The sequence below is a fragment of the Catonella sp. genome (genome assembly GCF_052169795.1).
Classification (GTDB): domain Bacteria; phylum Bacillota; class Clostridia; order Lachnospirales; family Lachnospiraceae; genus Catonella.
In genome coordinates, this window is sequence record NZ_JBQNBU010000060.1 from 1 (window position 1) to 12008 (window position 12008).

The 12008-nt window shown below is 37.0% G+C and carries 13 protein-coding genes; all 13 read right to left on the reverse strand.

Annotated features, from left to right (window positions below; all coding sequences use genetic code 11):
- A partial coding sequence (locus ACTTKP_RS08855) for a Sapep family Mn(2+)-dependent dipeptidase (RefSeq protein WP_442553539.1) occupies positions 1 to 643 on the reverse strand: 643 nt, incomplete at its 3' end.
- 65 nt (positions 644 to 708) lie between these two features.
- Positions 709 to 2358: a putative manganese-dependent inorganic diphosphatase gene (locus tag ACTTKP_RS08860; RefSeq protein WP_442553540.1), complete on the reverse strand. Its 1650-nt coding sequence runs from the start codon at positions 2356 to 2358 to the stop codon at positions 709 to 711.
- A gap of 6 nt (positions 2359 to 2364) precedes the next feature.
- Positions 2365 to 3504 (reverse strand): CPBP family intramembrane glutamic endopeptidase, encoded by a 1140-nt coding sequence (locus tag ACTTKP_RS08865; RefSeq protein WP_442553541.1) that lies wholly within the window; start codon positions 3502 to 3504, stop codon positions 2365 to 2367.
- Positions 3505 to 3520: 16 nt separating this feature from the next.
- Positions 3521 to 4447: a dTDP-4-dehydrorhamnose reductase gene (rfbD, locus tag ACTTKP_RS08870; protein ID WP_442553542.1), complete on the reverse strand. Its 927-nt coding sequence runs from the start codon at positions 4445 to 4447 to the stop codon at positions 3521 to 3523.
- A 3-nt stretch (positions 4448 to 4450) separates the two neighbouring features.
- Complete coding sequence (gene rfbB, locus ACTTKP_RS08875; protein WP_442553543.1) at positions 4451 to 5488, reverse strand: dTDP-glucose 4,6-dehydratase; 1038 nt, start codon at positions 5486 to 5488, stop codon at positions 4451 to 4453.
- Between the two features lie 42 nt (positions 5489 to 5530).
- Positions 5531 to 6097: a dTDP-4-dehydrorhamnose 3,5-epimerase gene (gene rfbC / locus ACTTKP_RS08880; protein ID WP_442553544.1), complete on the reverse strand. Its 567-nt coding sequence runs from the start codon at positions 6095 to 6097 to the stop codon at positions 5531 to 5533.
- Positions 6090 to 7007 carry a LysR family transcriptional regulator gene (locus ACTTKP_RS08885; protein ID WP_442553545.1) on the reverse strand — a complete coding sequence of 306 codons (918 nt, stop codon included), beginning with the start codon at positions 7005 to 7007 and terminating at the stop codon, positions 6090 to 6092. Before ACTTKP_RS08885 ends, rfbC begins: the two co-directional genes overlap by 8 nt.
- A gap of 273 nt (positions 7008 to 7280) precedes the next feature.
- Positions 7281 to 7691 (reverse strand): Fur family transcriptional regulator, encoded by a 411-nt coding sequence (locus ACTTKP_RS08890; RefSeq protein WP_442553546.1) that lies wholly within the window; start codon positions 7689 to 7691, stop codon positions 7281 to 7283.
- Between the two features lie 74 nt (positions 7692 to 7765).
- Complete coding sequence (locus ACTTKP_RS08895; RefSeq protein WP_442553547.1) at positions 7766 to 8419, reverse strand: TlpA family protein disulfide reductase; 654 nt, start codon at positions 8417 to 8419, stop codon at positions 7766 to 7768.
- A gap of 163 nt (positions 8420 to 8582) precedes the next feature.
- Complete coding sequence (locus ACTTKP_RS08900; RefSeq protein ID WP_442553548.1) at positions 8583 to 9593, reverse strand: zinc-ribbon domain-containing protein; 1011 nt, start codon at positions 9591 to 9593, stop codon at positions 8583 to 8585.
- Between the two features lie 8 nt (positions 9594 to 9601).
- On the reverse strand, positions 9602 to 10240 hold the full coding sequence (locus ACTTKP_RS08905) for a zinc ribbon domain-containing protein (RefSeq protein WP_442553549.1): 639 nt from the start codon (positions 10238 to 10240) through the stop codon (positions 9602 to 9604).
- Between the two features lie 2 nt (positions 10241 to 10242).
- The gene (locus tag ACTTKP_RS08910) at positions 10243 to 10725 is read right to left on the reverse strand and encodes a double zinc ribbon domain-containing protein (protein WP_442553550.1); all 483 of its coding nucleotides are present in this window, start codon (positions 10723 to 10725) and stop codon (positions 10243 to 10245) included.
- Positions 10726 to 10844: 119 nt separating this feature from the next.
- A partial coding sequence (locus ACTTKP_RS08915; RefSeq protein ID WP_442553551.1) for a WG repeat-containing protein occupies positions 10845 to 12008 on the reverse strand: 1164 nt, incomplete at its 5' end.

A 12008-nucleotide genomic window follows, 5' to 3' on the forward strand; every position in this document is an offset into this window, starting at 1 on the left:
TAATTCCACCTTTTACGGAAACAACGCTCGGTGTCATGTCTGTTTTTTCAAACGAAGCAGTAAATTCGTTGTGAATTCCACCCTTTTCAATATTGATGAGAGGCCATGATGCATCCGGCGTAATGGTCATCGGAGCTGCCTTTTCTTTAGAATAATAATATTCCACATCACTGCTTCCACATTCTTCATCCGAACCTAAAATAAGCCTCACACCCTGCTTTAACGGAATTCCAAGTTCCTTAACCGCCCTTACTGCATAAACCGCCGCTATTGCAGGACCTTTATCATCACAACTGCCCCTTCCATAAAGGCGACCGTCTTTAATCACAGGATTATAAGGCTCAGTAACTGTCCAATCATCTCCGGCAGGAACTACATCAAGATGTGCTAATATATCTAACTGATTAGGCAGATCGAAAGAATCTGCTGTAATCACCCTGTTGTCATAATTGGTAATTTTAAATCCATATCCCTCAAGTAATCCGGTTGCAGACTTAAGAGCCTCATAAGGACCTTCTCCATAAGGCATTCCCGGCTTTTCCTCGCCTTTTTCACTATTTATTCTTATAAGATTCATAAGGTCATTCAACATTTCTTCCTTATGACTTTCAATATAATCATTAATTTCTTTTTCGTAAGCCATCTTTATTACCTCCAAAAAACAATCATAACTCTTTTATCATTTATTTTCAAGCCAAATATACAATACTAAGCATTAAATACTCCCATAATAGCCGGTATTAACTGCTTCTTTCTTGACACTATTCCTTTCAAGCTTGCTGCATCTTTATATACTTTTACATCAAAAGCTTTTTCCACTATTCTGTCACTTCCGTCACCAAAGCAAAGTAGCTTTGTAGACTCTTCTACTATATTTGTAAGCATGAAAAATACCATCGACATTCCATTCTTACCACATTCATTTTGAAGAATCGGTCTTATCTTCTCCTCTGCATTTGCAAGGGATTTTGCATCCATCGAGTTAATCTGGCCTACACCGAAAGCTATTTCTCCTGCCATAAACTTCTTGAAATCCTGATAGAAAATTTCCTCCGGTGCTTTTCCCGAAAGATTACTACCTGCCATAAACATATCATTTGCAAAATCTTCTATATTTATACCCGCAATATCCGCAAGCACAGTAACCGCTTCCTGGTCAAACTTAGTACAGGTAGGTGAGCGAAACATGAGGGTATCGGAGAGTATTGCCGCCGAAAGAAGCCCCGCTACCTTTTTAGGTATCTCAACTCCTTTTTCATTGTACATCTGATAAATAATCGTTGCCGTACATCCTACCGGCTGATTTCTAAACATCACCGGTCCCATAGTTTCAAGTGATCCTATCCTATGGTGATCAATTATTTCTAAAATTTCTGCTTCTTCTATATTGTCTACTGTTTGAGTCCTCTCGTTATGATCAACCAAAATTATCTGTTTTTTCCTTACATTAATAAGATTTCTACGGGAAATAGTACCAAGGCAGCGTCCGTCTGCATCTATAATAGGGAAATCACGATAACGGTATTTACCCATTATCTCCTTAATTGCATCTGTAAAATCATGCGTATGGAAGGTAACTATGCCTTCGCATTTCATCAGATATCTGACCGGTATGCTGTGGCTTATGAGAGTGGCTATGGTATAAGTATCCATCGGACTTTCTATGATGACACAGCTCTTTTCTCTGGCAGCAGCTATAACATCATCCCCGGCGGTATTGCCTCCACTTATTACTATACAGCTTGCATCAGCTTTTATCGCTGCAAGCTGTGTATCTTTTCTGTTACCAAGCACCACAAGGTCATCTGCTGCCATATTAGCCGCTAAAAGATTGGGGTCATCTGTCCCTATAATAACCCTGCCCTTAATAAAATATCCATGCTCATTTCCTAAAACCAAACTGCCATCCAAGGTGTCTGCCATCCTCTTATACTGAGTTCTTGCCTTAGAAAGGATATTTTCATCAGAATTTCCCATAAAATACTTCGCAATATCTCCTATGCCTATAATTCCCTCAAGATGCCCCTCACTATCGGTAATAGGCAGGGAGGCTGCCTTTGACTCCATCATCAACTCCCAAGCCTCTTTTATAGTAAGGCTTGCATCTGCAAACGGAGTTTCATGGATTTCCATGTCCCTTACCTGTGTGCCCGCATCAGGCATATATCCCGGTGGCTCAACCTCAAGCCTTTTTAAGATATATTCTGTTTCCTCATTAATCTGTCCTGCCCGTTTCGGAATATATTTAATTCCTCTGGAAGTCAGATTTTTAAGGGTTGCATAAGAAATAGCTGAACATATTGAATCTGTATCGGGATTCTTATGTCCGATTACATAAACCACTTTTTCTTCTTTCATAATCTCCTAACTTAGCTGAGCCATTGTCGTAATTACCATCATTACAAGGCAGGCAGCTATAAAAAATGCCATTCCATAGTTTCCGTAAACAATGCCCTTCTCTTCTTTCCTTGTAAATAGCGTTCCACCTGCATCCAATTCCACCTTTTTTCTGCTGCCAATAAGAAACACAAGTCCGACAACAAAAATAACAATCATAAAAATAGTGTATATAATTGATAATATCAGTCCGGTACTTAAGGCCTGTGAAATCACTGCTGTGTTGCCACTTTGCAATTTTTCCACCATATCACCTCCAAAATTATTTGCTACCTGAACCGCCACTACTGAGCCTAGAAAATTAATAATCATATGGAAAACTATAGAGTAACCTACTCTCCTGCTCTTAATATATATGTATCCAAAAATAAGCCCTATTCCAAATGCATAGAAAAACTGGAAAAGATTCATATGAAAAAGCCCAAACATAAGGGCGGAAAGAAACATGGCATTCCTCTCTCCATACTGTACAGTCCTGTCTATAAGAAGCTTTCTAAACACTATCTCTTCCATTATCGGTCCTAAGATTACAACAAATATCATTGTACTTAACATATCTGTATTCATAATAATCTCTGCTAAATTATTGTTTGAAGTTTTACCTAATGCTCCTCCTATAGATGTAGACATAACCGTTCCGATTACATTTCCAATATACATAATAGTTATGCACATACAGAAACACTTGATAAGAGTAATAATATCAATATTATTCTTTACGGCAGTATCTTTTGGAAGTTCCCTTATAATCAAAAGCATTATCGGAAATGCCACCAAATATAAGGGCAGAAATGATATTAGATATGTTACTATACCCGGAAAACCCTCTCCGGTCTTTACCATCATTTTCAGAATAGTCATTGAAAGCTGCTGAGCCACAATTGATATTACTACAAGTGCAAAAAATCCCCAGCCTATTATACCAAAAGTTTTTTTGGCTAATACCTTATTCAGAAGTCCTTCTCTTCTTATTTCCTCCTCCGCCTCATTCTCAAGCATTTCCGCAACATCATTCAGCTTATGAGTCAAACTGTCAAGATTTTCTGCAGCCTTTTTAAGCTCTTCCACCGTTTTTAAATCATCCTTTTCGTCATTTGTGCTACTCACTGTTTTTCTCCTCTCACTACAACTTTAACAGATCCAAATACTCCTTAAGTGCATCCGTCCAAGCCTTTATACCAAACTCAGTTTCTTTATGCATTTTTGCATTGGAAAGCACTGAATAATGTGGGCGTTTTGCTTTAGTCTTATACTCCTCCGATTTAATCGGAATAACTTCTACATCTCTGCCTGCCAGCCTCATAATTTCTTTTGCAAATTCATACCATGAAGTTTCCCCATCACACACTCCATGCCAAACTCCGTACTGCTTAGTCTGAATCAAATATATTATAAATCTTGCAAGTTCCATTGCACTTGTAGGCGAACCTGTCTGATCAGACACTACACGGAGAACCTTATTATTTTCAGCCAGCCTGAGCATAGTTTTTACAAAATTTTTACCCTCTCCATACAGCCATGCAGTTCGTATTAAAAAATAATTGTTAAGATTTTCACAAACCACCTTTTCTCCAAGAGCTTTAGTCTTACCATAAACATTGATTGGATTTATCTCCGCATCTTCTTTATATGGGATATTACCGTTCCCATCAAAGACATAGTCAGTTGAAATATGGACTAAGCATGCTCCAATATTTTTGACTGCCATCGCAAGATTTTTCACTCCCGTTTCATTTACAAGCCTTGCTTCTTCCTCATGATCCTCACAATCATCCACTGCAGTATAGGCCACACAGTTTATGACTGTATCAGGCATAAAGCTTTCTATTGCCGCCCTTACCAAATAATAGTCCGTTATATCTAAGGCTGTTATCTCTGCTCTTTCATCCAAAAGATTATTTTCATACATCCAGTTGTATAGCGAATTCCAAGAGACCTCATTCAGGACTGTGAGCATAAGTTTAAATTCAAAGTTCTGTCTGCTTTTAAGCAGTTCTTTAATAAGAGCCTTCCCAAGCTGTCCCTCTGCCCCTGTTATAAATATTCTCATCTTCTACCTGCCAAACTTTTCTTCACGGTTATAATATACTTCTGAATAGTATTTTTCATACTCGCCTGTCATTATGTCTTCCATCCATTTATTATTTTCAAGATACCAGTTAATAGTTTGTTCAATTCCTTTTTCAAAAGGTGTAAGAGGCTTCCAGCCAAGTTCATTCCATATCTTCTCAGGATCTATTGCATATCTTAAATCATGCCCCGGTCTGTCTGTCACATATTTAATCAAGGTTTCAGGCTGGTTTGTCGCCTTAAGAATTGCCCTTACCACCTCTATATTCTGCTTCTCATTGTGACCGCCTACATTGTAAACTTCACCAATCTTTCCATTTTCCAAAATCATATCTATCGCTATACAATGATCCTCAACAAACAACCAGTCTCTTACATTAAGCCCCTCCCCATAAACAGGAAGCTCTATATCATTTTGGGCATTATATATCATAAGCGGAATAAGCTTCTCCGGAAACTGATATGCACCATAGTTATTTGAACACCTTGATATGGTCACCGGAAGTCCATAGGTCCTATGATATGCAAGCGCTATAAGGTCTGCCGATGCCTTAGAGGAAGAGTAGGGACTTGACGGGTTGAGCGGTGTATTCTCCGTGAAAAATAAATCCTTTCTATCAAGAGGCAGATCTCCATACACCTCATCCGTAGATACCTGATGAAAACGCTCTATCCCATATTTTCTACAAGCATCCAAAAGTACTCCAACCCCTGTTATGTTCGTTTTTAAAAATTCATCCGGAAAAAGGACTGAGCGATCCACATGACTCTCTGCCGCAAAATTAACTATCTGATCCGGCCTCTCTTCTGCAAACAATCTGTATACAAAATCTCTATCAGCTATGTCTCCCTTTACAAATTTAAACTTATCATTTTTAAGTGCCTTCTCTAAGTTTGCCAAATTGCCTGCATAAGTAAGCTTATCTAAACAAATATACTCATTTTCAGGATGCTTCTCAAGTACATAGTATATAAAATTAGTACCTATAAACCCTGCTCCACCCGTAACTATTACTTTCATTTCTTCTTCCTCTCTATTCTAATAAACTTTCAGTTTTATATTTTAAAAGAAACAGTCCTCGGAAAGTTCTGAGAGCCTTGGAGCTGTCTCATCCTTATCCGAAACTATCACTTTTTTTATCTCATTTCCCGGTAATTTCCAGTCAATCCCTATTCTCTCATCATCATACCTGATTGCCCCCTCAGATTCTTTATTATAATAATTATCTGCCTTATAAGCAAATTCCACATCATCTGTCAGGGTCAAAAAGCCATGTGCAAAACCTCTCGGTATGAAAAGTTCCTTTTTATTTTCTTCACTAAGTTCTATCCCGAACCATTTTAAAAATGTAGGTGAATCTTTCCTAAGATCTACTGCTACATCATATGCAGTCCCTCTTAAGACTCTTACAAGTTTTGCCTGTGAAAACTCTCCTTTTTGAAAATGAAGTCCTCTGAGAGTTCCTTTCTTCTCCGAAAATGAATGATTATCTTGAACAAATTCACAATCTATTCCTATTTCTTCAAATTTCCTCTTTGACCAGCTTTCCATGAACCAACCCCTTCGGTCACCAAAAACTTTCGGTTCTATTACAAACAACCCATCTATACCTGTTTCTATTTTATTCATTTTTTATCTCTCCACCCACATATTTCTTAATTTCTTCTATATAAAGTTCACCTATTTCACTCATATTCATGTGAGTCCTCTTTATGTATCCTATATCCATAGTTACTTCTTCAGCAAGTTTTACTGCGATGTAATCACTTCCATTAAGCTCTTCACAAATAATCCCTGAGCATAGCGTAAAGGCATTCAAGCCAATCATAAGATTTAAGTTGGTAGCTCTGTCATTTGATTTAATTGTCTTTTTAAAATCATAGGTACTCAGTATTTCTTCTGCAAAATAAAATGAATTATTATCCCCCTGTTCAAAGGAAAGACAGGGATAATCTTGGAGTTCCTCTAAAGCAATTACTTTTTTTCCTGCAAGCGGATGATTTTTCCAAAGATATGCATATCCCTCGCAAGTGAAAAGATGTACAAATTCAAGCTGATTATCCTTAAAAATCTTCTTCAACACCTTTTCATTAAATTCATTAGTATAAAGTATTCCTATCTCACTCTTGCCTGTAACTACATCATGTATCACATCGTAAGTTCTTGCTTCTCTTATGGCAAACTCATATTTATCCATATCAAAGCCCTTTACCATCTCTACAAATGCCTTCACCGCAAAGGAATAGTGCTGTGCAGATACTCCGAACTTCTTTTTTATCTGCCCCGCTTCTATATACTTATCCTCTAAAAGTTCCACCTGATTAATTATCTGCCTTGCATAGCCTAAAAATTCTTCTCCCTCAGCAGTTATCACAACGCCTTTGGTAGTCCTTTCAAATATTGATATATGTACATCATTTTCAAGTTCCCTTATCGCCATCGAAAGGCTGGGCTGGCTCACAAAAAGCTGCTTTGCCGCCACATTCATAGAGCCTGTTTTAGCCACTTCTATAACATAGCGTAACTGTTGTAAGGTCATAAGCTGCCCTCCTAATCAGGTATCCATACTATAGTATAACATAAATAGTCATTATATATTATACTCAATATTTTTTTATTTTACAGCCTCTACTTATCTATTTAGCATTTTTCATAATAATATCATTAAATTTTGTAATTTTTTATATTATTGACCTAAACTTATAAAACAGACAATGATTTGTAACAATGAGACCTTGCTATTGATAAGTATAAATAAAAGACATAGCCTGTATTTCTACAAGCCATGTCTCCGATTTAATATATTCACTAATTAAGCCTTATTCAGACATTTTTCACAGGTTCCTACAAGCATCGTCTTAGATACATCAAGCTCTACCTTACAGTCCTTACGAAGGCGTGACATAAAATCATCCACAAAGCTATGCTCTAAATGGAAAATCTTTCCGCATAAATTACACTGCAAATGAAGATGTTCATTACACTCCTTATGCTCACCTGAATACTGATAAAATGCTGATTCATTATCCTTTCCTTTAAAAGCTAAGATGTCACCATTTTCAACCAACCTGTCTAAATTCCTATAAATAGTGGAACGGTTGATACTTATGCCTTCTTCCTTAAGTCCTTCTAAAATCTCAGCCACAGTCAGCCTATGATCATTATGTGCTTTTAAATAGGCAATAACTTCATTCTTCCCTTTGGAATTATACTCTCTTGCCATAATCCCCTCCAAAATTTATACTTTATATAAAAAGTTTACTTTCATTAGGCGGGTTTGTCAAGGCAGATAGGCATTTATTCCTTATATTTCCAATCAGTAAGAACTTTTTGTAAATTTGCCACATAAGCATCAATATCAGCTCCCATTACAAGGTCGCCTATTATATTTCCTTCTTTATCTACAAAAATAGTAGATGGCACTGCATAAAATCTTTTAGCAAAGGATGCAAGCGAGTCACTGAGTGTTAAATTTGTATACTTAACTCCTGTCTGTCCCTCAATATATTTTGCATTATCAATTCCGTCCTTCATTCCTTCAGGAACATCTGCCACAATTCCGATTAAATTGGCATTCTCAGGAAGGCTTTCATAAATCTTTTGGAGCTCAGGCATCTCATTTATACAAGGACCGCAGAAAGTTCCCCATACATTTACCATAGTTATATCTTTGTCAGCAAATATCTTTTCCGTTACCTCATTTCCATTGATATCGGTAGTCTTAAATTCAGGGAATTTTTCCTTTTTTTCATCTGTAGATGTAGCATTTTCTTCCTTCATAGCTGGTGAAACCTTGCTGTCAGTAACCTCTGATGATGAAGCTTCTTTACTTCCTGCTTCACTTGCAACCTTACTGTCATCCTTAGGTGCAGAAGCATTTCCACCTGCACCGGAGCAGGCTGTAACTACTAAAGAAGCTGCCAATATAAGTCCAAATAATTTTCTTTTCATAAAACCTCCAATATGATGCTTGCCACGTACATTGACCTTACTGCTTTCTGTAAATGACTGATTTTGATTTTTCGCAATCATATTGTACTCAATTTTACCTAGTTTGTCTATAGGTATTATTATATTATCACATATTTTACACAATTAAACTTATATATCACATCTATTCTTCCACATTATCCGCATCTTCTGTCCAGACAAGTATCCTTGAGAGTACCGTATCCTCTTCAATCAGTTCAAAATATGTATGCACCTTAATATCGTTTCCCCAAGCATCAGTTCCTGAAAAATCATAGGTGTAGCCATTATGTTCCTGCCTTAATCTTTCTGTATACACTGTTGTAGGGGCAGTATCCACTCCCCAGCCTCCTAAATAAGACCTTACTGTATTTACAAAGGGAGACACATCTTTTTCAGTAGGCCAGTAACGATCATAGTAATAGTCAAGAAAGTAGTCATAGTTTTTTCCAAACAGTTCAATTATTTCATATCTCATTCCAAGGCTTCCATCATCTTCAGCACCGGTTATTTCTGCAATCTTATCCTCAAAACTTCTTATAAGATTTTGATTATACGCATAGTATGTTTGCTCATTTCCTCTGCCTTTATATACTTCTATAATTGAATTCTGATAGGTCGCTACAGGCTCTTCCACGACTTCCTCTTCTTCATCCTCATAGCTTACCCCTTCATCACTTGCTCTAGTCGTATCCATATCACCTTCTTCCTCTTCGTCAGAGTAATCATCCTCATCACTTATGCTGCTGCTTTCATTATTATCATAATCTGGCGAGCCTGTATAAGAAGAAGTCTCCTCCTCCGGCTGTTCGCTTGCAAGCCCTGAAGATAGGGCTGATGATATTATGGAAGAACCGGTAGCTATAACCGGGTTATCATTCTGTACAGCCTTGTCACCTTTATCAGGCTTAGGAATTAAAATGGCTATAATTACAATAACTGCAATTCCTGCTAAAATATAATATTTATAAGCTTTTATTATTTTTAACAGCTTAGACTCTTTAGTTTCCTGTTTCCCCTCTTCCTGCTTAGACAGGGAATTTACAGCTTCAATATCTGATGGTATACAGTCTTCCTCAATTTCGACCTTCTGTCCACATTTATTGCAGAACTTAGCTCCGGCTATAAGCTCATTGCCACAGTGTTTACAGTTCATTTTCTCTCCTAATCCTCTTTATCAAAAGTATATTCACCAAAGCCAAAATTTACAGTAAGTTTTTTATTCTTCCAGTCAAAATTTGCCTCACAGCCAATCTCTCCAAGTGAAATTCCCAGCACCTCTGGTACTTCACCACTTATATAATAGGTATCTCCTGAAGTCTTTTTCCACTTCATATTTCCTGCGTAAGTTCCATAGACTCCCATCTGCAGCTCTCCATCTTCAAGAAATTTCATTTCAATAGGTGTATCTGCTGACTTCCATGTGCCTATTGGCAGTAAAAAGCGTTTTTCTACTTCCTTGTATCCAAAGTAGCAGGCTGCTACGAGTACTGCCAGTACTACAAGCTTAACAAAACCCGACTTTTTCCTTACAGGCTGGTTATACCTGACTTGGTTCCCTAAATTTGGGTTGTACTGATTATTAGGGTTGTAATTCATATTAGGCTGGTTATAGTTCTGATTATTATTTGCTACATTGTTGTACTGCATATTACCGTTTGGTGAAGTCGGCTGAACATTATTTATAACAGGCTGCTCAATTTGAGGCTTTATTACAGGTATTTCTCCTTGAATTTTACCTCCACATTTCCCACAAAACTTAGCATTATCTGCTATCTCATTTCCACAGTTTGGGCATTTCATATCTACTCTCCTCCATTTACCTTAGTTCCACAATTTGTACAGAAATCACTGCCTTTATCCACCTTCTGTCCGCAGTTAGTACAGAAAGTAAAATCAGGTACAAAGTTTTCATCTATTTCCATTGTCTTACAGCCACAATTACTGCAATATATACTGCCAAAAGGTATCTGACTCTTGCAGTTAACACATTCCATTAGCCCCTGTAACTGCAAATAATTTTTATAAAAAGCCTCTTTATTTGCTTTTGCCTTATTTACCCTGTCTATCAGGGTTTTGTATTCTGCGTTTTCTTCCTTTATTTCTGATAAATGTTTATTTCCTTTTTCCTCCAGCTCGAAAATAAGCTTACCGAGATTTGCAAGGTTCTGTCCTATTTCTGCCTCTGCTGAAGCTATGCTCTGCCTTGCCATTGCTAAAGGATCATTGTTAGCCTGTGGTCTTCCACCCAGCTTGTCCATAATTTTTATGTTATCTAAGATTCCCATGTTATACCTCTCTTTTTAATATATTTATATTTTTACTCTAATATCGTAAGAACTCCATTAATCAGACTAAAAGCAGGCAGTAAGCACCTTACATATGCTTACTGTCTGCTAAACCCAGGCTATCGGAAAATTCCATACTTAATTGGAACAACAACTTTTCCTTCCCTGTCTATAAATCCATATTTCCCATCTTTATACACCATAGCCACACCATCATGAAAACCATTTCCAGTGTAGTAATCAATATCATACTCTAAGTTAGTTATTGGATTACCATTATCATCTATGTAGCCCCACTTGCCATTTTTACCTTGAACAAGACATCTTCCATCATTAAATAAACCTGCATATATGTAATCTGATAAATCTACTTTTTTTCCTTCTTTATTTATAAATGAAAGTTCCTCTGGAGAAGCTGTAGGATCTGGGTGAACAAATAACACAGTACCTTTTTCATCAATATCCTTCCAACTTTCTACATATCTAAGAACCATCCATGAGGTTGGTGCAGGATTCTTTGCAGAATAAATTCTTTTCGCGTTATATGCATGTGTCATACGAGATACACTGTCATATATAAAGGGGATTACCACTTTACCTCTTTTATTTACGAAGCCCCACTTGTCATTCTTTTTGACTGCAGCTATGCCTCTTAGAAATCCACGTACCATTTCATACTTAATAGGAACAACCACCTTTCCTTTTTTATTTATGAAGCCCCACTTTCCATTCTTTCTGACTACAGCTAAGCCTTCGCTAAAATCTTCTGAGTAATCATACTTAAATGGAATTACCACTTTTCCCTTTAGATTTAAATATCCCTCCTTACCACGTATATTTACTCTATATAAACCTTCTGACACATCCCCTATGTAGTCATATCGCAGATTCTTTCTTATGTATGTTATCTCACCTTTTTTATTTATAAATCCCGTTCTTCCATTACTCTCGCTTACATCGGCAAAGCCATTTCTAAAATAACCTACTCCATCAAATTTAATTGGGATTATCACCCTACCATCTTTATCTATACATCCCCACTTCCCATCTTTTTTTGCCGAAGCCAAGCCTTCACTAAATAGCTCTATTTCATCATATTGTGGCTCAACAATAACTTTCCCATTATAATCCATAAGCCCATATTTATAGCTATCTTTATCAAAAATAGTAATTCTAGAATCCGACCAGTGCCTATGTAAATTATATTCTCTTTCTTCTGCTTTCACCCCCGATACAGGTGCTATAAGACCACATAACAGTATTAATAGCATTAAAAAAGAGAG